This is a genomic window from Arthrobacter sp. NPDC056691 (assembly GCF_042791415.1).
In the GTDB taxonomy this organism is placed as follows: Bacteria; Actinomycetota; Actinomycetes; order Actinomycetales; family Micrococcaceae; genus Arthrobacter.
Genome location: NZ_JBHTXX010000035.1, coordinates 1 through 21,753, shown reverse-complemented (window position 1 = coordinate 21,753; position 21,753 = coordinate 1). Strand labels below are relative to the sequence as shown.

At 66.4% G+C, this 21,753-nt stretch carries 28 protein-coding genes; 21 read left to right on the top strand and 7 right to left on the bottom strand.

Translation table 11 applies throughout. The features are described from left to right. The first annotated feature begins 59 nt into the window (after positions 1-59). The gene (locus tag ACFRAU_RS21650) at positions 60-506 is read left to right on the top strand and encodes an SRPBCC family protein (protein WP_378001423.1); all 447 of its coding nucleotides are present in this window, start codon (positions 60-62) and stop codon (positions 504-506) included. 41 nt (positions 507-547) lie between these two features. Here the strand turns inward: ACFRAU_RS21650 and ACFRAU_RS21645 are convergent, their stop codons facing one another. After that, complete coding sequence (locus tag ACFRAU_RS21645; RefSeq protein ID WP_378001422.1) at positions 548-793, bottom strand: hypothetical protein; 246 nt, start codon at positions 791-793, stop codon at positions 548-550. A 364-nt stretch (positions 794-1,157) separates the two neighbouring features. On the opposite strand from ACFRAU_RS21645, the gene ACFRAU_RS21640 reads away from it, so the two are divergent. From ACFRAU_RS21640 to ACFRAU_RS21620, 5 genes are all read left to right on the top strand, one after another. Further along, positions 1,158-1,436, top strand: coding sequence for a hypothetical protein (locus tag ACFRAU_RS21640; protein ID WP_377997597.1), 279 nt, complete (start codon positions 1,158-1,160; stop codon positions 1,434-1,436). 399 nt (positions 1,437-1,835) lie between these two features. Continuing rightward, a complete protein-coding gene (locus ACFRAU_RS21635) occupies positions 1,836-2,093 on the top strand; it encodes a hypothetical protein (RefSeq protein WP_377997595.1) in 258 nt (85 codons plus the stop codon). Between the two features lie 2 nt (positions 2,094-2,095). Next, positions 2,096-2,524, top strand: a complete 429-nt coding sequence (locus ACFRAU_RS21630; RefSeq protein ID WP_377997594.1) for a hypothetical protein — start codon at positions 2,096-2,098, stop codon at positions 2,522-2,524. A 256-nt stretch (positions 2,525-2,780) separates the two neighbouring features. Next, a complete protein-coding gene (locus ACFRAU_RS21625) occupies positions 2,781-3,128 on the top strand; it encodes a response regulator transcription factor (RefSeq protein WP_377997593.1) in 348 nt (115 codons plus the stop codon). Positions 3,129-3,463: 335 nt separating this feature from the next. Beyond that, positions 3,464-3,841, top strand: coding sequence for a VOC family protein (locus ACFRAU_RS21620; RefSeq protein WP_378001421.1), 378 nt, complete (start codon positions 3,464-3,466; stop codon positions 3,839-3,841). A gap of 338 nt (positions 3,842-4,179) precedes the next feature. On the opposite strand, the gene ACFRAU_RS21615 is transcribed toward ACFRAU_RS21620, so the two are convergent. Next, positions 4,180-4,773: an ArsR/SmtB family transcription factor gene (locus ACFRAU_RS21615; RefSeq protein ID WP_378001420.1), complete on the bottom strand. Its 594-nt coding sequence runs from the start codon at positions 4,771-4,773 to the stop codon at positions 4,180-4,182. A gap of 336 nt (positions 4,774-5,109) precedes the next feature. On the opposite strand from ACFRAU_RS21615, the gene ACFRAU_RS21610 reads away from it, so the two are divergent. Continuing rightward, positions 5,110-5,823, top strand: coding sequence for a GAF and ANTAR domain-containing protein (locus ACFRAU_RS21610; protein WP_378001419.1), 714 nt, complete (start codon positions 5,110-5,112; stop codon positions 5,821-5,823). Between the two features lie 223 nt (positions 5,824-6,046). Next, complete coding sequence (locus ACFRAU_RS21605) at positions 6,047-6,187, top strand: hypothetical protein (protein ID WP_378001418.1); 141 nt, start codon at positions 6,047-6,049, stop codon at positions 6,185-6,187. 1 nt (position 6,188) lies between these two features. Here the strand turns inward: ACFRAU_RS21605 and ACFRAU_RS21600 are convergent, their stop codons facing one another. After that, positions 6,189-7,652 (bottom strand): YdiU family protein, encoded by a 1,464-nt coding sequence (locus ACFRAU_RS21600; RefSeq protein ID WP_378001417.1) that lies wholly within the window; start codon positions 7,650-7,652, stop codon positions 6,189-6,191. A gap of 396 nt (positions 7,653-8,048) precedes the next feature. Here ACFRAU_RS21600 and ACFRAU_RS21595 point away from each other — a divergent pair, with 396 nt between their 5' ends. The 5 genes from ACFRAU_RS21595 (at position 8,049) to ACFRAU_RS21575 (ending at position 11,259) form a co-directional block, all read left to right on the top strand. Then, entirely contained in the window at positions 8,049-8,816 is a 768-nt protein-coding gene (locus ACFRAU_RS21595; RefSeq protein WP_378001416.1) for a GAF and ANTAR domain-containing protein, read from the top strand. Positions 8,817-8,936: 120 nt separating this feature from the next. Next, positions 8,937-9,677, top strand: coding sequence for a GAF and ANTAR domain-containing protein (locus ACFRAU_RS21590; RefSeq protein ID WP_378001415.1), 741 nt, complete (start codon positions 8,937-8,939; stop codon positions 9,675-9,677). After that, positions 9,667-9,894, top strand: a complete 228-nt coding sequence (locus ACFRAU_RS21585) for a hypothetical protein (protein WP_378001414.1) — start codon at positions 9,667-9,669, stop codon at positions 9,892-9,894. The genes ACFRAU_RS21590 and ACFRAU_RS21585 overlap by 11 nt, the downstream gene beginning before the upstream one ends. A 172-nt stretch (positions 9,895-10,066) precedes the next feature. Next, a complete protein-coding gene (locus ACFRAU_RS21580) occupies positions 10,067-10,492 on the top strand; it encodes a hypothetical protein (protein WP_378001413.1) in 426 nt (141 codons plus the stop codon). Between the two features lie 92 nt (positions 10,493-10,584). Then, positions 10,585-11,259 (top strand): DUF6766 family protein, encoded by a 675-nt coding sequence (locus ACFRAU_RS21575; RefSeq protein WP_377997583.1) that lies wholly within the window; start codon positions 10,585-10,587, stop codon positions 11,257-11,259. 52 nt (positions 11,260-11,311) lie between these two features. Here the strand turns inward: ACFRAU_RS21575 and ACFRAU_RS21570 are convergent, their stop codons facing one another. Both ACFRAU_RS21570 and ACFRAU_RS21565 read right to left on the bottom strand, forming a co-directional pair. Next, positions 11,312-11,599 (bottom strand): DUF6221 family protein, encoded by a 288-nt coding sequence (locus ACFRAU_RS21570; RefSeq protein ID WP_377997582.1) that lies wholly within the window; start codon positions 11,597-11,599, stop codon positions 11,312-11,314. 75 nt (positions 11,600-11,674) lie between these two features. Continuing rightward, positions 11,675-12,226, bottom strand: coding sequence for a universal stress protein (locus ACFRAU_RS21565; RefSeq protein WP_378001412.1), 552 nt, complete (start codon positions 12,224-12,226; stop codon positions 11,675-11,677). A gap of 106 nt (positions 12,227-12,332) precedes the next feature. Between ACFRAU_RS21565 and ACFRAU_RS21560 the strand changes: the two genes are divergently transcribed. Further along, complete coding sequence (locus ACFRAU_RS21560) at positions 12,333-12,803, top strand: hypothetical protein (RefSeq protein WP_378001411.1); 471 nt, start codon at positions 12,333-12,335, stop codon at positions 12,801-12,803. Here the strand turns inward: ACFRAU_RS21560 and ACFRAU_RS21555 are convergent. Then, a complete protein-coding gene (locus ACFRAU_RS21555; protein ID WP_378001410.1) occupies positions 12,740-13,858 on the bottom strand; it encodes an alkaline phosphatase family protein in 1,119 nt (372 codons plus the stop codon). The two genes, ACFRAU_RS21560 and ACFRAU_RS21555, sit on opposite strands and share 64 nt — an antisense overlap. Before the next feature lie 214 nt (positions 13,859-14,072). Here ACFRAU_RS21555 and ACFRAU_RS21550 point away from each other — a divergent pair, with 214 nt between their 5' ends. The 5 genes from ACFRAU_RS21550 (at position 14,073) to ACFRAU_RS21530 (ending at position 18,164) form a co-directional block, all read left to right on the top strand. Further along, complete coding sequence (locus ACFRAU_RS21550) at positions 14,073-14,696, top strand: low molecular weight phosphatase family protein (protein ID WP_377997578.1); 624 nt, start codon at positions 14,073-14,075, stop codon at positions 14,694-14,696. A gap of 53 nt (positions 14,697-14,749) precedes the next feature. Further along, positions 14,750-15,847 (top strand): LCP family protein, encoded by a 1,098-nt coding sequence (locus tag ACFRAU_RS21545; protein WP_378001409.1) that lies wholly within the window; start codon positions 14,750-14,752, stop codon positions 15,845-15,847. A 45-nt stretch (positions 15,848-15,892) separates the two neighbouring features. Beyond that, the gene (locus ACFRAU_RS21540) at positions 15,893-16,057 is read left to right on the top strand and encodes a hypothetical protein (protein WP_378001408.1); all 165 of its coding nucleotides are present in this window, start codon (positions 15,893-15,895) and stop codon (positions 16,055-16,057) included. Positions 16,058-16,423: 366 nt separating this feature from the next. Beyond that, a complete protein-coding gene (locus ACFRAU_RS21535; RefSeq protein WP_378001463.1) occupies positions 16,424-17,182 on the top strand; it encodes a histidine phosphatase family protein in 759 nt (252 codons plus the stop codon). Further along, positions 17,166-18,164, top strand: a complete 999-nt coding sequence (locus ACFRAU_RS21530) for an NAD(P)H-hydrate dehydratase (protein ID WP_378001407.1) — start codon at positions 17,166-17,168, stop codon at positions 18,162-18,164. The genes ACFRAU_RS21535 and ACFRAU_RS21530 overlap by 17 nt, the downstream gene beginning before the upstream one ends. Before the next feature lies 1 nt (position 18,165). Here the strand turns inward: ACFRAU_RS21530 and ACFRAU_RS21525 are convergent, their stop codons facing one another. Then, on the bottom strand, positions 18,166-19,584 hold the full coding sequence (locus tag ACFRAU_RS21525) for an ABC transporter substrate-binding protein (RefSeq protein ID WP_378001406.1): 1,419 nt from the start codon (positions 19,582-19,584) through the stop codon (positions 18,166-18,168). Between the two features lie 559 nt (positions 19,585-20,143). Here ACFRAU_RS21525 and ACFRAU_RS21520 point away from each other — a divergent pair. Together ACFRAU_RS21520 and ACFRAU_RS21515 are read left to right on the top strand one after the other, a co-directional pair. Further along, complete coding sequence (locus ACFRAU_RS21520) at positions 20,144-20,566, top strand: hypothetical protein (RefSeq protein WP_378001405.1); 423 nt, start codon at positions 20,144-20,146, stop codon at positions 20,564-20,566. 327 nt (positions 20,567-20,893) lie between these two features. Continuing rightward, a partial coding sequence (locus ACFRAU_RS21515; protein ID WP_378001404.1) for a cbb3-type cytochrome c oxidase subunit I occupies positions 20,894-21,753 on the top strand: 860 nt, incomplete at its 3' end.

Below are 21,753 nucleotides of genomic sequence, written 5' to 3'. Positions count from 1 at the left end.
TGGGCGGCACAACACTTGCACAACACCCAGTCAGTGGCCTGAGTCAGTAGCGTGGTTGGGTGCGTTTGTTCAGCTCCGAAGTACTCATCCAGGCCCGGGCCGCGAGTGTCTGGCACGTCATCACCGACGGCGGAAACTTCGGCGTCTGGGAGTCGGGAATCCTGGAGGCCGACGGCGCTGTCCGGGCTGGTGACACCGTCCGGATCACACCTTCCGGAGGCCGGCGGTCCGTGAAGCTGCGTGTCCGGCAAGTCAGCGGAAACGTCATGACCTGGCACCGCCGCCTGCCGTTCGGGCTGTGGAGCAGAACCCGCACTTTCACGCTTACGCCCCAATCGCGGCAGACCCGCCTGACCGTCGTCGAAAAGCACCGGGGTCTGCTGCTGCCCTCCTCGAAGCACGCAAGCGCAGACCTGTTCCTGGACAGGTTCACCGACGCCGTCAGGCGCCGCTCCGAGATACTCGACCGCGCGACTCCTGAAACCCGCCTGATGCAGCACCGCTGAAGCCGCGGGCATCCTCGGGCAACGCCAAGACACGGGGAGCGCTAAAAGGCCTCCGTGTGCTCGAGCTCCGGCAGGACCACCAGCGGGTCTCCGGCAAAATGCAGCCTGCGGGACGACTGCCCATCGAGCCAGGCGAAGACGACCGAGCCGTCAAGGGGCACTCGGCCGGCAACGCCGGCCCGGGCGGGGCGGCCCCGTTTCCGGATCCCCGTCTCCGTCCCCGGGGTTAGCATCCCCCACACTGCCGGAAGGTCGGCGTCGTGATCGTTGCCAGCGTTCGCGTCCATGCATCTATGGAACCAGCTCGGGGTGAACAGGCTGTGAACGTGGCCCGTGCAACACGCCGCCCTATCTGTTTCCGCGGTCGAGGAGGGGCGTTGCCGGGTCCGGCGCGCGAGGGGGTACGTCCGGACCCGGCAGTTCTGAAGGTTCGGGGCGCGGATTCCCGTGCCGGACCCAAGGAACTCCAAAGTTCTTCCAAGGACGATAACGGAAACTTCCATCAGGGCCGGCGGCGATGGCCCCCGGTCCACCCTCCGTGACCTGGCTGCCAAACCCAGTCCGCCGCCGGCCCGGGGACCCGCTGATTGAGCTGCGAACGCGTCCGGAACCAGGAGCGCAGATCCCACCGGCCTGCTGTACGTTATGGCCATGGGGCATGGAGCAACGGACAAGCGCGGGACAATGGCCGATGTCAGTTTGGCCGTCGCGGAATTCACTCACGCGCACTGGTTTTTCGGGAACCTCTACGAGGCCGTGGTCAAAGTCCCCCACCGCGTCGCCGGGTCCGAGGACGGCCCTGAGCTGCGGAGGTCCCCGCTGGGGTCCGGCAGCCCCGGACGCTACTACGCGCCACTGGCTCCCGCGACCTTCCCGGCCGTAGCGCTGGCACTTGCCGCAGGATGGAACCGCCCGGGCAGCCGGCCGTAGCTGGCGACGGCTGCCGCCGCTTCGGCGGCCGGCGCGGCAGCAACCGCATACCTTCTCCGGTCCGTGAATCCTGCGCTGTTCTTCGAGCCGCGCCCACCCAGCGACATGCGCTGTAAGCCCCTGCTGGCCAAGTGGTACCGCGTCAACGCCATCCGCCTCGCTGCCAGCGCGGTGGCGCTCGTGGCGATTGACCGCGCGCGTCTGGGCAGCTCGAGATCGGCATGCACGCCCGGGTCCTGAGGCATTCCCTGTACAACACTCCCTACTGCGCGGTAGGTTCAATACAGGACCCTGCGTTTTTCTGTATGGGAAACCCCTCCCGACGTTGTGCACCGCCTGGAGGCAATGCCGCTGCAGCCTCACGGCGGCCACCCCGCACCCTGAGGAAAAGAGCCTGCCATGGCCACCTCGCATTTCCAGCAGTTCCTTCACGACGCCACCTCCCCCGCTCCCGACACCGACAGCCCGCTGGGGCCGGACTGCCTCTACGGGCTCTACACGAGCTGGTGCCTGATCCAGGGAGTGACGCCCAAGACCGACTCGTCCTTCCGGGCCGGCATGCGCCGGTGCCGGGTCAACCTCCGCGGCACCAGGCGGCGGATGAAGGGACGCGCCGCAGCCGATTACATCCTGGCCAGCTACCCGATCGCCGGCTGACCGTGTCGCTCAAATCCCCCGACTTCCGCTCCGACGGCGCCGGACGGGCGCGCGTTTCACCCGTGACGTGTACCCGCTGCGGCACCAACCGCCACCTGACCGTCAGATCGGTGATGAACATCCCGGACTGCCCCACCGACGTCGTTCTGGTTGCCTACACCTGCGGCCGGTGCCGGCGCTTCCGTGAACATCCTGCCCAGGTAGCCGAGCTGTCCGCAGTCCTGGGCCGCCGGGAGCAAAAAGGGGACGTGCTGATTTTCGGCGGCCACTACATGCACTGCGGACAACCGATGGCCAAGGCAGGGTCGGAGGTCCGCCGGCTGTCCGCGCCGCTGACCACCGAGGGCCCGGCCGAGGACACCCTGGACGTCTACCTGTCCACCCGCGTCCTGAGGTGCACATGCGGTTTCCAGATGGAACTGCCCGAATGACGGGAATCGTACAGTTGAAGGACAAATCTACGCGCGGGTAACTTAGTGCGGGGCCCCATCCTATTCCCCCATGCGGATGGTCGTCCCCGGGAAGCCCCGCACCGCCTTCACAATGGTGCGGGGCTTTTTCGTGCCCCGGCATGCACGTCTTGAGGTTTCCGCCCTACACTGTGCACACACCTACTACAGGCCGGGGGGCACGTTGGGTTCACGGGGGCTGTGCCTGGTCATCGAGGATGACCGGGATATTCGCGATTTGATCAGTCTGATCCTGGGACGGCTCGGCTTTGACGTTCAGGCGGTGGGCAACGGCGTTGACGGGGTCGCCGCGGCATGGGAACACCACCCCGCCCTGGTGACGGTGGACCTGAACCTGCCGGACATGGACGGCCTGGAGGTGGCGCGGCATATCCGCGCCCGCTCCGAGGCACCAATGCTGTTCATCACCGCCCGGGCGGAGCTCGACGACGAGATGGCCGGCATGGCGTCGGGAGCCGCCGCCTACCTGATCAAGCCCTTCCGTCCGAGGCAACTCACGGAGACGGTCAATAAGCTCTGCCCCGTGGGTCCGCTGACGGCGCACGGCCTCGAGTCGCGCGCCTAGCGCGCTCAGGGGAGCCGCCGCCGGCCGGCTGCCAGTCAAAAGCAGCGGCTGCACGGCAACAGCGGCAGCCGGCCGGGCCGACGTCGTGCTTTCCCGTCCCCGCGTCCTATATCCGCAAGTGGCACTTCGGTTCCATAATGTCCCCATAAACTTCGGGGACCCTCGCGCCGGCGTTGCCGGCGAGGCGCCGCAGGGTCCCAGGTGGCCGCCCGGCTGTCGGCGAAACGGGCGGTGACGCGGTACGGACACGGACTCCCAGTCCGTTCCCGGCACCGATCAGGGGACCATCGCCATTAACTCAAGAGCGCCATCAACTCAACGAGGAGTGAACTGTCATGCTCAAGGACATAGCCGTCACCGCCGTCCTTCCGGCGAAGGACGTAGGCAGGGCAAAAGGTTTTTACCGGGACAAGCTGGGACTGGAGCCGGTGGAACCCGCGGACGACAACGTCATGTACGAATGCGGCAACGGGACCAGGTTCCTGGTGTACCAGACCGACAACGCGGGCAGCGCCAAAAACACCCAGATGGGCTGGGTAACGGACGACGTCGAACGGGACGTCCAGGAGTTGCGGGGCCGCGGCGTTGTGTTCGAGGAATACGATTTTCCGGGGCTGAAAACGGAGAACGGGATTGCCACCTCGGACGGGGGCAAGGCCGCCTGGTTCCTGGACACTGAAGGCAATATCCTGAGCATCTTCGAACGCCCGTAGTTCCGGTACGCCCAGTCCCGGACTCGGGCAACCGCGCTACGGCTGGAATCGGAAAGGGGACGGAACCACGCTGTTCCGGCCCCTTTCCGTCTATTCCGCGGCCCCCCGGGCGGTGAAATGGTCCACCCGCCCCGCGACGCTCCGGCCCCTCTGCGCCTGCCGGAGCAGAGGACCCCCAATGGAGAGGATTGAAAAAACGATGAATTCATCAATTCCTCAATTACGAGTCTCGCCCAGGGCCGCCACTCCGTCAATAGACCAACCTTTAGGGCACACACAGAAACCGGTTTCGACAAGCTCAACCAGCGGCTACCGGGTTTCGCCTGCCTGGCGAGAGGTCACTCGGTTCCGCGCTCCGCCACTGCTTCGCTGGAGACCTCGGCGAGTGTGAGGCTGCGCTCCCGGGCCTCGGTCAGGAGTCCGGCCAGCGCCTGTTCGGAGCTCCGCCCTGTCCGGGCACTGACGGACCGGACGGCGTCGGTTATCAGGGCGCGCCTGCCCAGGGACTCCGCCAACTCGGCGGCAGACTCATCCGTCAGCGTGCCCCCACCGCCCGGGCCAAGGCCAGCGCCGTCGGATCCCCAACGGGTCGCGCCCAAGCCGGCCAAGCCGCCCGCGTCGGCCGCCGCACGCGCAGTCAACACGGACTCGGCAGCGGCGAGCAGGTCTGCAATCTCGGGATAAGCCAGCCAGTACTGCAGCCGTCCGTGTGCCCGGCGGCCAGTCACCAGGTGCTGGGCCCGCAACTGGGCGAGTTGACCAGCCAGATGTGATGCCTTCAGCCCCGTGGCCGAACACAGCTCCGCCACGGAAGCCGGGCCCGACGCGAGCATGGCCAGAACGCGGACCCTGGCCGGATGGGCCAGCACCTTAAACAGTTCGGCCTCACCGGCCGCGACCCGTTCCCCGAGTCCTCCACGTTCCGTCACCATTGCCCCAATCTGACAGATACATACGTGTTCTTAACCGATTATCCCCTCACAAAGCCCATGCCGAGGCAATGGGCGTGGGTTTTTTCGGGCCACCACGCCCACCCATTAATTCGTTACCAATCAAGGGCCGTTACCCCTCGCGGCAGGCGCCTTGCACTGAAATAATTGTCTTAAACGTTTTCCACGCGGCAGTCTGCCACCGGGACGGCACTCTGCGCACTCAGGAGAGGAATTAAAGCGTGCCTGTCTCAGCAGCCACTCTTGCACGGTCCGGATCCTCCCGCCGAGCCGGTCAGGTCCCCGCGGGCTCTCCCCCCACGTCCTAGTCGGGCTCCGATGCAAGCCAACCTGCCCCTCGCTGACGAACTCGCGGCGCTCACCGCCCGGATCGCCGACCTTTTGCTGACCCACGAAACCGTCGACGAAGCCGTTTCCGCGCTGGCCCAGGCCTTGAAGGAAGCCATTCCGGGGACCCTGGGAGCAGGAGTCAGCCTGATGGATACGCGCGGCCGGCGCACCAGCACGGCCTTCACTGATCCCGATATCCTGCAGGCAGACCAGTTCCAGTACGACCTTGGACAGGGGCCGTGCCTGACCGCCTGGGCACAGCAGGCGACAGTTACGGTCGAGGACTGCCGCACCGACCACCGCTGGCCAGCCTGGAGCCGCGCCATTGCCGGCCTGCCCCTTCGCTCGGTGATCAGCACGCCGCTATCAACTCCCGACGGCGCCATCGGGGCGCTGAAGGTGTACTCCCCCATTCCAAACGGATTCGATTCCAGGGCCATCCGCCTGATCGAGCTGCTGGCGCGGCCCGCGGCACTCATGCTTGCCAATTCCCAGGCCCGCGACACCGCCCAGCGCCTCAGCGACGGGCTCATCGGCGCCCTCGGCGCCCGGGATGCAATTGGAACGGCCACCGGGATCGTCATGGAGCGCCTCCACATCAGCCGCGACCAGGCCCTCGCCACCCTCATCAGCGCTTCCCGGCGGCGGGAGGAACCGCTGCACCAGCTCTCCCTGGACATCATCGGCGGCGGCGAGGTGTAACCGGCCGTCATAAAACTGCCTCCAAACGGGCCGCGACGGCCCGCGCAGGAGGGGGCCGCCGCCGTCGTCCATCACCTAACTACAGCGGTTCCGGACGGGTTAGATCGGCCGTGGCTACAGCATTTCTCCCCTCGGCGCAATTTTGGCGCGCGGGCCAGTTCCAAGGAAAATAGCCAGTCAGCACACCAATGCACGTCCCGCTTACTTCAGGAGACAGAGAACCATGACTAACAACATTGCCCCGGATGCCGGGCTGAACGCAGCCATGGCCGCTTTGGACGACCTGGACCTCACGCCTGAGGGACTCGCCGACGCACCGGCGAGCGAACTGGATCCGGACACGCTCGTCCACCCGGGCCCGTAGGTCAGGTTCCGCAGAAGGTCCGGTACGGGCCAAAGCTTTCCGGCGCAGCCTCCGCGTAGCGTTCGACGCCGGGACGCTCGTTATAGGGGTCCGTCACCGCTTCCAGCAATCGCCTGAGCGGTCCAAGATCACCGCCGGTCGCAGAGCTAAGTGCTTCCTCAACAAGGTGGTTGCGGGGCACATACGCCGGGTTGACCCGGTCCATCACATCCGCGTCCGGATCCATGGCCTGCCAGCGTCCGGCCCAGGCGACGAATACGTCCGGTCGCGGGAACAGGTCCCGTGCCGGTCCGCCATTGCCGCGGGCCGCGGTTCCGAGACGCCGGAAGAACGATGTGTAATCGACGCGCTCCTCTTGGAGCATGGCGAGCAGTTCGTCAATCAGGGGCGAAGCCACGTCATCGTCGACGCCGCCGTCCAACCCGAGCTTCGCCTTCATGCCGGCCAGCCAGGCGGCGCTGTACTGCTGGCGGAACGCACCCAATGACTCCTGGGCCAGCTCGACCGCACGTTCCTCATCATCGTCGAACAGCGGAAGGAGCGCCTCGGCCAGGCGGGCAAGGTTCCACTCTGCGATGAGGGGCTGGTTGGAGTAGGCGTAACGGCCATTCTCGTCGATGGAGCTGTAGACGGTGGCGGGGTCGAACGCGTCCATGAAGGCGCACGGGCCGTAGTCGATGGTCTCCCCCGAGATGGCCATGTTATCCGTGTTCATGACGCCATGGATGAAGCCCACCAGCATCCACTGGGCCACCAGCGAAGCCTGCGCGCTGATGACCGCGCTGAGCAGGGCGAGATACCGGTTCTCCACATTGGCGGCGTCGGGATAGTGGCGCGCAATGGCGTGGTCGGCCAGGCGGCGCAGGAGCCCGTCGTCACCGGCGACCCGGGCGTACTGGAAGCTTCCCACGCGCAGGTGGCTGCTCGCGACCCGCGTGAGCACCGCCCCCGGCAACACCGTCTCCCGCTGGATGGAACGGTCGGTGGCTACGACGGCGAGTGACCGGGTGGTGGCAATGCCCAGGGCGTGCATCGCTTCACTGACGATGTATTCACGCAGCATCGGCCCCACGACGGCGAACCCGTCGCCGCCCCGGGCGAAGGGGGTGCGGCCGGAGCCTTTCAGGTGGATGTCGCGGAGGCGGCCTTCGACGTCGGAAATCTCACCGAGCAGGAGCGCGCGGCCGTCACCCAACCTCGGCGCAAACCAGCCAAACTGGTGGCCGGAGTAGGCCTGCGCAACGGGAGTGGCGCCGTCGGGCACTGCATTGCCGATCAGCAGCGGAAGCCCTTCCGGGCTCCGCAGGAAGTCCGGGTCCAGGCCCAGCTCGGCGGCCAGCGGCTCATTCAGGACGAGCAGCCGCGGGGCAGGGACCTCCTCCGCCTTCCAAGGAATGGCCATCTCGGCAAGCTCCGTGGCGAAGCGGCTTTCAAAGGTGACGGTTGATGCGGCTGCAGCGCTCATCTTTCAAGCATACGTTCGGCCTTGGGCCCCAAACGCCCCATCAGATCCCGCCGCCTTTCTCCAAACGCCCCATCAGTGATGAAGCGTTGGCGGGTTGTCTTCCGGGACTGATCGAGCTGGCACGCTACATCCGTGGCCTTCGGACGTAGCGTTCCTCATCCGGCGCTCGCCCCGGCCCCACCGCTCGTATCTCACGTGACACAAAGGGAGTAGGCTCAAAATGAAGGCGAAGCGCCTATGAAGAGCAAGGACTCCTGCCGGCCAGGACCTTGGGGACGCGGTCGATCTTTTCGTCACGACAGGCCGCAGACGCAAGCCCGCGGCCATTCCCGGACCCTTCGTCCGGTTGCAATTAGTGGATCGGAGGATCCGGCTCTCAGGAGATTGAGGCATGCGATGGCCACCGCCGAGTCCGGCCAGCCGCCGACGTCCGGGCAAATTCCCTCGCCGACGCTGGAACAATTGCAGGACCTGCTGCTGGAAAGCCCGGGGTTTGATGACTTCCTCCTCGAGCTGGCAGTTTTCTCTGCATCACAACTCGCCGTGCCAGAGCCGATGTTGTGCGCGATCTCCGTCGAGCGGGACGGACGACTCATCACCGTAGCAAGCAGCAGCGAAAGCGCCAGGCAGATGGACGAGAAGCAGTACGGCTTCGACGACGGCCCCTGCCTGACTGCCTTAAGGGAAGGCCGGACGGTGCTGGTCAGGAACCTCGAAACGTCCGAACGATGGCACCAGTACTGGCAGGCGGTTACGGCCGACCGCGTCGTATCGGTCCTTGCCGTGCCCATTGATGCCGGGCCCGACGCGGCTGCTGCACTGAACTGCTATGCCCGGAGTACAGCAGCTTTTGACGCGGCCACCATCACCGCAGCCGAAACGTATGCCTCGTCCCTGTCCCGCGTCCTCCGCCTGGCGCTCCGCGTCCACCGCCTGGCGCTCCTTCCGGAAGGCCTGCACGGCGCCCTGCAGTCCAGGGCAGTCATTGACGCGGCCCTGAGCCTGGTGATGGCCCAGACCCGCGGCAGCCGCGAGGAGGCCGCCGCGGTTCTCCACCAAATGGCGCTCTCCAACAAACAACAGCTGAAGCAGATTGCCACAGACATCCTCAACGGGGCTCAGCTACCAGAGCAGGCAAACCGTGACGACACCACGCCCGGGTGACCGGACCGGCGGCCTCGAACCCCGTGACTATGATGGAGAACATCTGCCGGACGTACCGCCCAGAGGGATGTTCCCGAACCCGATGAGATGTGAGGCCACCCCGTGACGCGGAAGAACCCAATGGCAGCGGAACTTCCTGAGATGTTCGCTTGGGTTTCGGGCCTGCTGTTGACGGAGCCGGTGGTAGACCGCGCCGTGGCCAGCCTGGCCCAGGCCGCGCACGAAAGCCTCGCCGGCAGCATTGGCGCAGGCGGCACACTTATCGACGACCAGGGCCGGCGCACCAGCACGGCCTCCACCAGCAGCCTCGTCCAGGAAGCCGACCGGCTGCAGTACGACTTGGGCGAGGGGCCTTGCCTCACGGCATGGGCCAGTGCCCAGCCGGTGCTCGTGGACGATGTCCGCACCGAGCAGCGATGGCCCGTCTGGAGCGAGGCGAGCGCCGGCACGGGGGTGCTGTCCTGCATCAGTGTTCCTCTCCTCGTGCCAGACCTCGGCGGACGCAACAGGCCTGAGGCCATCGGAGCCCTCAAAGTCTACGCAGACCGGCCGCGGGCCTTCGATGAACACAGCGCGCAGGTCCTGACCCTCCTTGCCGGTCCCGCCGCGCTCATCCTGTCCAACCTGCAGGTACGGGAGCGCGCCGCCCACCTCAGCGACGTCCTGAAAGACGCCCTGCACAGCAGGAGCCTGATCGACATAGCCAAAGGCGTGCTGATGGAACGGCTGCAGGTGGGCGAGCGGGAGGCCCTGCAAGCCATGATCAGCCGCGCCCGGACAGAGGAGATCCTCCTGAGCGCGGTGGCCCAGCGGATACTCGAACCCACACCGGAATCCGACGCCGGACACCATGAGCGCTGACCAGGACGGCGAGGCGCAAAGAAACCGGACTGCCCGGGCCTTCCGGCAAGCCCAGCTGGAGGTCGACAAACTCTGGATGCACTATTTCAGCATCGGCGGTGACGCAGGCGCCATGGAGATCGAGGCCTACCTCCACGGTTCCTACATGTTGCGCCCCATCCAGCGGGACCTGCTGGACCACGCCATCTATGAACTGGGCAGTGCGTTCGAGAACTGACGCGTCCGTCGAAACAGGGGCAACGCCCCGCCGTCGGGCTTCTGCCTGATCGCCGTCCCGCAGGCTGAGCGGGCGCGCCTCCTTGACGGCGTTGTCGGCACGGACTAAACAATAAGTAGCCTTATTATTGTCGCTGTTTCCCTTGAAGGAGGGCCGCCCGTGAGCGAAGACCGTGAAAACGCCTAGCGCCGTCAGGGGCCTGCGGCTCGGCGTCCTCGTCCTGCTCGCGCTTTCCGGCGGCGTGCTTTCCGGGTGCGCCGCTGACGGAACGCAGGCCGCAGAAGCAGCCGAAGCCTTCCACCGGGAAGTAGCCAGCTCCAACATGACGGCGGCCTGCTCGCTGCTGCAGCCCGGGACACGGGAGGAGACGGCGCGGTCCAGTGACGCCGGCACCTGCGAGAGCCAGCTGGAAAAGGCGAAAATCCCGGACGCGGGAAAGCTGCTGGGCTCAGAGCAGTTCGGCCGTGACGCCTTCGTCGAGTTTGAGCACGACACCGTCTTCCTGGCCGCCTCCAACGCCGGCTGGAAGGTCACGGGCGCAGGCTGCACCCCCAAAGGGGAAGAAGAGCCGTACACCTGCGAAGTAGGAGGCAAATAGAATGCGCTGGAGCTTTGCCCTGTATCTCATCCTGATCTTCGGCGGACTGGCCTACCTGGCCGCCGTCGGGCTTGTCCGGGGATAGGCGGACCGTGAAGAAAGCACTCAGAAACAACGGTCTCAGCCTCTTCTTTGGCATCATTTTCCTCCTGGCCCTGCTGGGCCAGGCGCTCACCGGCCATGCCCTCTTCAACCAGGAGCAGGTGGCCTCCGGACTGGAGGAAATCAGTCTCGGACAGTACCTCACGTCGTCGAATTTCGCCGTGGACGTCTCCGAAAACTGGCAGTCCGAGTACCTGCAGTTCCTGCTGTACATCTTCGCGACCATCTGGCTGGTCCAGAAGGGGTCTCCCGAGTCCAAGGAACTGAACGAACGCGGCCCGGAGTCGGACAAGGAACAGCTCGTGGGCGAGTACAGCAACGCCAAGTCGCCCAAATGGGCCCGCGTCTCAGGCTGGCGACGGACCGTGTACTCCAACTCCCTCGGGGCGACCATGGGCCTGATCTTCCTGCTGTCCTGGCTGGTCCAGTCCATTGCGGGCAGCAGCAACTACAACCAGGAGCAGCTCAGGAACTTCCAGCAGCCCGTCAGCTGGGCAGAGTACATCGTCTCGCCGGAGTTCTGGAACCGTACCCTGCAGAACTGGCAGTCCGAGTTCCTCGCCGTCGGTTCCATGGTTGTCCTGTCGATCTACCTCCGCCAGCGCGGCTCACCCGAGTCCAAGCCCGTGGGCCGTGCGCACGACGACACAGGCACTACCGGCTGACGGGCACTACCGGCTGACGGGCGGCGCCGGCGGGCGGCGCCGGATGCCGGCCCTACAGCCCGTCCACCGCCCAGCCTTCCTGGTAATCCGGATGGTCCTTGTAAACGGCGGCCAGGGACATGAGGACGTACTCGCTCGTGGCGCCGATGGCGGTGGGAACGTCGGTGACGAGCGGGACGTTGCCCAGGATCGTCCGTTTGGCCGCGCATTCGGAAAGCACGCGCCCGGGACTGAACCAGCCGACGACGGGTCCCGCCGATCCCTCCATCTCCAGTCCCCGCCGGGCATCCGCCTCGTCCTCGGCGATCCGCGCTTCCAGAAAATCGATCAGGTCGGCCATGTGAAGTCCCTCGCATTCATTTTGGGTGGGTGGATGGTGCCGGCGGTGTTGACCGTCAGTCGCGCCGGAATGGTGTCAGGCGTCCTCCTTCGGGCGGTGCCGCTTCTGCGGGGCGAGCGGAACAACAACCACCGGCCGGGTCTGCCGGTGTGTGAGGTGGACGGCCACCGAGCCGAGCAGCAGCTGCTCCAGCCGGGCACCCACCCTCCCTTCGCGGGTGCCCACCACGATGACCGAGGCATCCGCCGAGTCGGCCAGCCGGGCCAGTGCCCGGGCGGGTTCACCGACCAGGGTCAGCAGCGACCACCGGATCCCGGCCTTGCCGAGGACAGCCTGCAGGTGCTCCCTGAGATGGGCGCTGGTTTGCTCGGCGTCGTCAACGGTTCCCTCCTGCCCGGCTGACTGCAGGAGGTCCTGGTCGTCGCGCTCGTTGCTGAGGTAGGAGGTGATATCCACATAGGCACAGATGAGCTTGACGTTCAGGGAGTAGGCCAGCCGGGCGGCACTTTGCACGACGGCGGGTGGTTGCCCGGGAACGACGCCGGCCAGCACCGGGCCGGCAATCCGTTGCGGGACGAACCCGTCCTCCCGGCTTGGGAGCCCGGCCTCCTTCGCTGGCTCATTCATGAGTGATGCCATTCCACGCTGTCCTTACGGCAGATCGGGGTGACTCTCATTGCCAGCCTACTAGGACCCTCTGGCACCGGCGGGCAACCTGGTGGAGGATGGGCGCATGGCGGAACGTGGAGGTCGCACGCAGTTTGCCGTGGCCGGCTGGCTCTTCGGGTCCGTCAGTGTTGTCCTGGGCCTGGTCATCCACGCTGTGTCCGGGCATCCCGTGCCAGCGGTGCCGATCGTCGTCGCCACCGCCGCGCTGCTGAGCCTGCCCGGCGCAGTCGTCACCCGCATCGGTGTGCCGAACTGGGCGTTGCTGGTGCTGGCCGGCGTGGGACAGCAGGCCATTCACTGGGCTTTCGCCTTCTTCTCCGATCCGGTGGCGACCGCCCTGGGCGGCCACGGACACTCGGACCCCGTCCAGTTCACCGGCCCCGGGCTGCTGCTGGCCGGCGTGCCGACCCAACCGCTGCACGTGTTGCTGTACGCGCACGTCGCGGCGGCGCTGCTGACATTTCTCCTGATTCAGCGGCTAAAAACATCGGCCCCGAAGCGGTTCAGCCCGGGCGCGGCGGCGTACCCCAGATAGGGCAGCCCGAAGACATCCTCGATGCTGGCCAGCAGGCTGTAGTGGTTGTACAAACGGTCGGAGGTGGCGCCTGCCCTGGCCAGCGGTGACAGCACCAGCGTCCCGATGAGTCCGCCGGCCGCTCCCCCGGGCAGTGCAGCATCCGCGCTCTCCTTCCCCTCCGCCTCGTCGAAGGTGATGACCAGCATTCCGTCCTGTTTGTAGGCCGGGGAGGCCATGATCTCCGGTACATGCTTGCGGAGCCATACATCGGCCGAGACCAGGCCGCCCTCCCGCCCGTCAACGCACGGGCTGTCGTGCCCGTCGTTGCACAGGTTGGGGCTGATGTAGGACAGGTTCGCAGTGGTGGCCACGGTCTTCAGGTCACCGGAGAGGCTGGAGAGGCCGACGTCGTTGCGCTCGCATTCCGGTGACGACGTGATCCCCGCGAAGTACACGAACGGGTTGTGCCGGGTCGCGTACTGGTCGCCTTCCTGCGCAGCGTGGTTCGGATCGTCGGCACCCAGTTCCGGATGCAGGCACGGGGTTCCCATGTCCTCCATGTACCCCTTCCAGGTCTTCCCGGCCGCGCTCAGCTGGCCCGCGACCGTCTGCACCGACTCGGGATACACACAGCCGCTGCCCTGCTCCTGGCCCAGCGACGCTGTGCCGCTCGAGTCAAAGGTCTCGTAGACCGGACAGTCGCCTTTGGTGGCTGAGTTCGGGCCCTGGCCCGAGATCTGGGCGATGTAGTTGGGAAGCGACGCGTGCCCGATTGCGTAGTACCGGCTCAGCAGCACGCCCTGCGGGCGCAGGGTCTGGGACAGGTACTCTGCGTCCGACTGGTCGTTCCAGACATCCCGGAAGGACTTGTTCTCCAAGTTGATCACGAACACATGCCCCGGCTTTGCCGCCGCCGTGGGTGCGGGAGAGGGCGACGGCGGCAGCCCCGTTCCGCAGGCAGCAAGCCCCGTGAGGGCCACCGCCAGCAACGCGGCGGGGATGAGCTTCCGGCCAGCCGGCCGGCGCCGGCCCCACCCACGCCGGTGCCACCTATGAATCAGAGCAGCTCTCATTGGATCCTGCCTTCTGCAGCAACGTCGGTTCGCGGTCCCGGGCCAATAGGTCTGCATTCCATGCTGGCACTGCTAGCCCGGCAGCAGCATGGGGGAAAGCTGGGAGTTGTTTGGGAGGGCGCACCATGGTTCTCCGGAACGCCGGGCGGCCCACGTGTTAAGTTGAGTCGGTGGGACAGACCTGTCCTGCGCACCAGCCTGAGAGAGCCAATACGTGGAATCGCCTTCGCCAGTCCGAATCCTGACCGTCTGCACTGGCAATATTTGCCGCTCCCCCGTGGCGGAGCGCCTGCTTCAGGCCGGCCTGGACCAGGTGCTTCCCGGCGGCTTCCAGGTGCGCAGCGCCGGGACCCGCGCCCTGGTGGGCGACCCGATCCAGCCGCTTTCCGCGGACATCATCCACACGTTCGGCGGCACGGCCGAGGGCTTCGCGGCACGCCAGCTGTCGGGCAAGATCCTGCGGAACGTGGACCTGGTCCTCACCATGACCTCCGGCCACCGGGGAGAGGTGCTGCAACTGGATGCCTCGCTGCTGAAGCGTACCTTCACCATCCGCGAGTTTGCCCGGATGCTCGATGTTCTGGAGGAGCGCGGGGACCAGACGCCCCGGACCGGGAGCCTCAACGGTGAACGGCTCGCGGCCAACACCAAGCTCTGGCACAAGCTTCCTGCCCGGGCAGCCTCCGTCCGGCACCTCGCGCTGGCCCCCGATGCTGGGGACAACGACGTCGTCGACCCCTACCGCCGCAGCGCCGACTACTACCGGCAAATGGAAGACGAACTTGCCCCGGCGATCATCTCCATCCTGCGTTTCGCCCGGCTGAACGCCCCCTCCTAAGCCGGCCGGCCGCCGTCGTTCTCACGGGCGGTTTTTGGTGGTACCGTCCGATCATGAAATCCCGGAACAGTCCGGGAGCCGGGGGCAACGGCGACCCCGCTCCGGGCGCCGATGGCGGCGCCAAACGCAAGCGGACCATACGCAACGTAGTTTTGGTATCGCTGCTCGCAATTGCGCTGGTGGCCGGCGGCTTCCTGTTCAGCCTGGCCCAGATCTGGAATACCCAGACCGCCAAGACGGATATCAGCGCGGCCCCCGAGAGCCCTACGCAGACGGCCACCACCAAGCCCTCGCCCACCAAGAAGCCCGCACCAAAGCCGGTGGAACCGCCACCGCCGCCCACGCTGCCCATGAACATCCTGCTGATCGGCAGCGACCACCGCAAGGGTGATGCCCCGGCGCCGAACGGCCTCCCGAACCAGCGCGCGGACGTCCTCATGCTGGTGCATCTGGCGGCCGACGGGAAGCACGCCTACGGCATCTCGCTCATGCGCGACCTGTGGGTTCCGATCCCCGGCTACGGCGAAGCGAAAATCAACTCCTCGCTCGAACAGGGCGGAATGCCGCTTGCGGTGAGGACCGTGGAGTCGCTGTTCGGGCAGAGGATCCAGCACGCCGTGATGATCGACTTCGAAGGCTTCAGGGGCATCACCGAGGCGCTCGGCGGCGTGGACGTCAACAATCCGGTGGAGTTCACCGCCAGCTTTGACACGCACCAGCACTTCCCCGCCGGGGTGAACAAGCTGCAGGGCCAGCGCGCCCTCGAGTTCGTCCGCGAGCGCTACGCGTTTGCCGACGGCGACTTCCAACGGGTCGCGAACCAGCAGCTGTTCCTGCGCTCCACCCTGGCCAAGCTGCTCTCCGCGCGCACCCTGACCAACCCGGTGACGCTGTACAAGCTGGTGAACACGGCGTCGAAGTACATCACCGTGGACAAGGGGTTGAACGCGACCGCCCTGGCCAGCCTTGTGTACAGCCTGCGTAATGTCCGGATGCAGGACGCGGTGTTCTTCACGCTTCCGACGGCGGGATTCGGAGCCAGCACTGATGGACAGTCAATCATCCTTCCGGACTACGGCGCCGCTGCCGCTGTGGGCACCGCCCTGGGGAAGGACCGGCTGGGGCAGTACGCCGCGACGCTGGGCAAGTGATGCCTGCTTGGCTTCGCTAGTGACGATCTGTGTGAGGGGTAACCGGTGAAAAAGCTGATGTGGGTCATCGCCGTCGCTGCGGTGCTGTTTTTCCTCGTGGGCCTAGCCATCAAGGCGGTGGCCTTCCTGCTGTGGGTGGCGCCTTTCCTGCTGCTGGCGGCCCTGCTGGTGTTCTTCCTCAACCGCTCGGGCGGCAAACGCATCCCCTGACGCCCCCTCACGTCCCGCCGCCTTGGGCCGGACGCCCCCTCACGTCCCGCCGCCTTATCCCGGACGCCCCCTCACGTCCCGCCGCCTTATCCCGGACGCCCCCTCACTACCTGCCGGTTTGGGCCAAACCCTTGCGGTCGTCAAGTGCAAGAGCGTTTCCCGTTTGGCTGCAGGAGGTGAGGAAGCGTTTCAAGAAAGGCGACGGAACCTGATAGAGCGTGTGGGGTTTCCGTGGCGGCTGATTAGTCTGCTGACATTCCGGGTACGGCACTAGTAACGTGGAAAATTCGCAGGCCTCGGCTGAACGGGAGTGCAATCGTGGGACAGAACGGAACCACCGCTGACGGAACGCACAAGGATGCCCCGGTGCCCGCGGCGTGGACTGCCGGCGCCGTGGAACTCATCCTGATCCGCCACGGCGAGAGCCAAGGCAACGTGGCCGCCACCGACGCCACGGTTTCCGGCGCCGAGGTGATCGCGGTCCCCGCCCGTGATGCCGACGTCGAGCTCTCCTCCACAGGGCGGGAGCAGGTGACGGCCCTGGGCCGCGCTCTGGCGGCGGTGCCGGAAGACCGGAGGCCCGACGTCGTTATCTCCTCGCCCTACATGCGCGCCTACCAGACGGCTGAGATCGCCGTGGAGACGGCAGGCTGGCCCGTCCCCGTGCGCTCGGACGAGCGCCTCCGCGACCGCGAGCTGGGCATCCTGGACATGCTCACCGCCTTTGGCGTGGAAACCCGGCTTCCCCAGGAAGCAGAACGGCGGCGGTGGCTGGGCAAGTTCTATTACCGCCCGCCGGGCGGGGAATCGTGGGCGGACGTGGCCCTGCGGCTCCGTTCCCTGATCGGCGAACTAAACGCGCTGGGCAGTGGCCACCGGGTGATGCTGGTCTGCCACGACGCCGTCGTCATGCTGTTCCGCTACATCCTCGAAGGCATGTCCGAACGGGAGCTCTTGGACGTGGCGGCCAGCACTCCGGTCCTGAACGCCTCGCTGACCCGCTATGTGCGGCCGGAGGGTGTGGGGCCGTGGACCCTGGAGAGCTTCAACATGGCCGACCACCTGATGGAACAGGGCGTCGAAGTGACCGAACATGCCGGTGACGCCAATGTCCACCCGCGCTGAACACACCGACACTCCAGCAAAAGATTCCACCAACGCTGGCGCCACCCTTGTCACGCCGACGCTCCTGCGAAGCTGGCCGCTGCCCTCCGCGGGGTCTGACAAATACTCCCGCGGCGCGGTGCTGGTGATCGGCGGCGGGAGGCGCACGCCGGGTGCCGCGTTGCTCGCCGGCACGGCCGCACTTCGCGCGGGAGCTGGCCGGGTGACCTTGGCCGTGGCGGAGTCAGTGGCGGTCCAGCTGGCCGTGACGCTGCCGGAGGCGGGGGTGATCGGGCTGCCCCAATCCGAGGCCGGTTCGGTGGGTGACGCCGGGCTCGAGGACCTGCTGCCGGACTTCGACGCTGCAGATGCCGTGCTGATCGGCCCCGGACTGGACGACATCGGACAGACCGAGGCGCTGCTCCGTGGGCTGCTGCGGCACGAATCCTCCAGGGACCCGGGCCAGGGCGCCGGTCCGACGGTGGTGCTCGATGCCTACGCGCTGGGTGCCCTCCCCCGGCTGGTTGATGAGCTGGGCCCCTGGGCGGGCCGCCTGATCCTCACGCCGAACCCCACCGAGGCCGCGATCCTGCTGGGCCGGGACACCGGGAACCTGGCGGCCGACGTCGTCGAACTCGCCGGAAAATACCGCGCCGTGGTGAGCTGCCAGGGCGTGATTGCCGGGCCACCCGGCGTCGGCAACCCCGACGGCGGTTCCTCCGACGGCGGTTCGTCCGCCTCTGATTTCCCTGACACGGGGAACCACTGGGAAATCACCACTGGCTACGGCGGGCTGGGAACGTCCGGCAGCGGCGACATTCTTGCCGGCGCCATCGCCGGGCTCCGGGCACGGGGAACCAGCGACGCCCAGGCCGCCTGCTGGGGCACCCACCTCCACGCCGCGGCGGGCGACAGATTGGCCAGCCGGGTTGGCGGCCTTGGCTATCTGGCGCGGGAACTGGCCGACGAACTGCCGCCGCTCATGATGGAACTGGCCACCTGAGCTACTTCAGGGACTTCAGGATGGACCGCAGGGACGCGGCGGCCTTCGTGGCTGCGGCCTGCGGCTGCGCCCGGCCCGCTGCGACGTCGCTGACGGCCTTGGCAATCGGCAGTTCGGCCATCGCAGCACCGGCCAGATCGCCATGGCCCTGGACAATCCCCCAGTGTTCCAGGTCGTTGGCCCCCTGCAGCAGGGTGGCGAGGACGTCCTTGGCATAAACGCTGCCGAACCGCTCGGTCCTGCCGGCCGCCACGGGGATGGACATCCAGGCATCCGCGTACTCGGCCGGGTTTACGGTGCTGCCCGAGCGCACGGGAACGCGCTCCTCCGGGGCAACCGCGAGCCAGTCGGCATAGCCGTGTGTCAGGAAGTATTCCACGAAGCGGCGGGCAGGTTCCGCGTCTGAATCAGCCGTCACGGTCCACGAGATCACTTCGCCGAAATGCGCGGGCCGTTGCGCGTCCGGCCCCTGGAGTCCTGTCACCACTCCCGTGTTCCGCGCCAGGAACAGCGGGTCCTTGGTGCATTCGGAGCAGCTGGGCCGCGCATCGGCCCGGGTGCCGGCCAGCTCATCCAGCATGTTCGTCGGCCAGATGGCCATGGCCGCCTTCCCGGCGAAGTAGGCGGACCGCACTGTGTCGATGTCTTGTATGCCGGGCACGGAATAGTTCTTGAGCAGGTCCCGGTAAAAGCCGAGCGCTGCCACGCACTGGGGACTGTCGAACGCAATGCCGCCCTTGGCATCCACCATCTGGCAGCCGTTGCCCAGCGCTATGTGCTCGAACGACTGCTGCGTGAACGCCTGGCCGGTTCTGTTGGCGGCGACAATTCCTGCGAGCGCCGGGGAATCGAGCTTCCTGGCCGCGGCAAGAATGTCCGCGTACGTCCGAGGCGCCTTGAGACCAGCCTGCGCGAAGAGGTCCTTGCGGTAGTAAATCAGCTGATGCCACGCGGAGCCCGGAACGGCCAACTGCTGGCCGTTGTCGCGCGTCAGCTCGAGCGCCCGGGCGGCCCACGTCTGTTCCCCAAGGCTTTGCACTATGGCCGCGTTCGTCTTGTAGTCGATGTGGCCGGACGTCGCCATGGTCCGGACCTGCCCCAGGGACAAGGAAGCCATCACGTCGGGCAGGTCACCGGAGGCGGCCGATGACGTCATGACCTGGTTGAAGCGGTGCGGAGGAACGCCCATGAGGTCGACCTTCACTCCGGTGGCAGCAGTGAAACCGTCAATGACGACGTGAAGCTTGGCCATCCGGTCCGGCAGCGTCTCTGTGGTCCAGACGGTGATGTTGTGGTGGTCGATGTCCGGCGTGGGCGCGGGCGGCTGCCCATTGCCGGGCGTGCAGGACACCAGGAAGGCCGCCGCCAAGGACACTGCCGCAAGAACGCCCGCCCTGACTTGGCCTCTGGTCCTATTCACCTGGCGCTCCTGCCGTCCCTTGTCCGCAGCACCGACCCACGCAGGGCGTGGAATCCCGCGTACAACTAGGAGACCTGTTTGACAAGCGTAACCAATAGGTGCCCGGCTGTCTGCAGGATCTGGCTTTCGCAGCAAATGAGGGCGCGCGAAAGGACGGCCTCCGCTCATCGAGCCGGAGACCGTCCGCGAGAGGATCCGGATGCTGCTGCCGTGCGCTGTTTGGCGCGGTGGCGTGCTCCCGGGCTAACCGCCCCTCCTGGCAGCCAAATTGAGCCCCGGGTCCTCCCGTTCACCGCCAGCCGCGTCGGCTGGCTGTAGATGTTTTATAGCACCAGCCCCGCCCCGTCACAAGGGGGGATCCGGAACGGTTTTTTCCTCCGGTTTTCGGGCGGTCAGGGCATCGATTTCAGGGCTTACGACGGCGGCCGGGCCGGCTCATCGGACGGCGTCCCGGCCAGCTTGGGGTGCTATTGCTCGGCCCTGCGGGCCGGGAGTATTTTAAGCGTGGGATTGAGCTCAAGCAGCAGGGCGCCGATGCCCCCTAACCAGGAGCACGTCTATGACGACTATCTCCAACGCCCACCTGCCCGGCGAAGCGCAGCGCCCCTCCGGCGTCCCCTTGTGGTGTTCCCAGTGCCAGACGGATGAACACCTGATCGTCGAATCCATTGAGGCCCTGCATCCCCCTCAGGACGGCATTGTTGATGTGTCCTACACCTGCGTCGAATGCGACCGCTTCTACGCCCACCCCGCCGGCGTGCACGACGTCGCAGGCGTCCTGAACCGCCACGGCCAGGTGATGGGAGTCCTGCAGTTCGGTGGCGAATACTTCCATTGCGGCATGCCGATGGCCTCGGTCAGCTCGGGTACCAGCAGCATCTACGGCACAGAGCTCGGCCGCCACCGCACCATCCACGACGTGCACCTGCCCACCCGGCTGCTGCGCTGTGGCTGCGGGTTCCAAATGGAAGTGCCCGACTGAACGAAGTGCGGGACTGAACGAAGTGCGGGACTGAACGAAGTGCCTCCGAGTTTTTGTCCAGATAATGGGCTTTCGTGGCCACTTTGGAGCCATTATCTGGACAAAAACTCGGGAGAAGTGGTGACAGGGAATGGCGGCGCCCCCAGGAGCTGTGCCGCGACACCAGCAGAGGTCCACGGTCCCGCCACGGCCATTAACCAGTAAACCTTTTGCCGGGCTGCCGCAGGCGCTATCCTGATGCCGTCGGTTCTGTGAACCGCTCACGGTCCGGCCAGCACCCTCGCCCTACACGGGGCGTCGAAGCGCGATGCCGGGGAGTGGCAGACGATGACCGCATATCAGCAACCACCAAGCACCACCGCCACTGAGGCACCCAGGGTGGTGCCCCTCCGAAAAGGCAACATGGTGGTCAAGTGGATCACCTCCACTGACCACAAAACCATCGGGTACATGTACCTGATCGCGTCCTTCGTGTTCTTCTGCCTCGGCGGCGTGATGGCGTTGCTGATCCGCGCCGAGCTCTTCGAACCCGGCATGCAGGTTCTGGTGACCAAGGAGCAGTACAACCAGCTGTTCACCATGCATGGCACCGTCATGCTGCTGATGTTCGCCACCCCGCTGTTCGCCGGCTTCACCAACGTGATCATGCCGCTCCAGATCGGTGCACCGGACGTCGCATTCCCCCGGCTGAACGCGCTGGCCTTCTGGTTCTTCCTGTTCGGCTCAACGATTGCGGTGTCCGGCTTCATCACTCCGCAGGGGTCCGCCTCCTTTGGCTGGACGGTGTACGCGCCGCTCAACAACACCACGTTTACGCCGGGCATTGGCGGTGACCTGTGGGTCTTCGGCCTGGCGCTGTCCGGCTTCGGCACCATCCTGGGCGCGGTCAACTTCATCACCACTGTGGTCTGCATGCGGGCACCCGGCATGACCATGTGGCGCATGCCGATCTTCACGTGGAACGTTTTCATCACCTCGGTCCTGGTGCTCATGGCGTTCCCGCCGCTGGCAGCAGCCCTCTTCGCCATCGGCGCGGACCGGCGTTTCGGCGCCCACATTTACGACCCCGAGAACGGCGGGGCGATTTTGTTCCAGCACCTGTTCTGGTTCTTCGGCCACCCCGAGGTGTACATCATCGCGCTGCCGTTCTTCGGCATCGTGTCCGAGATCTTCCCGGTCTTCAGCCG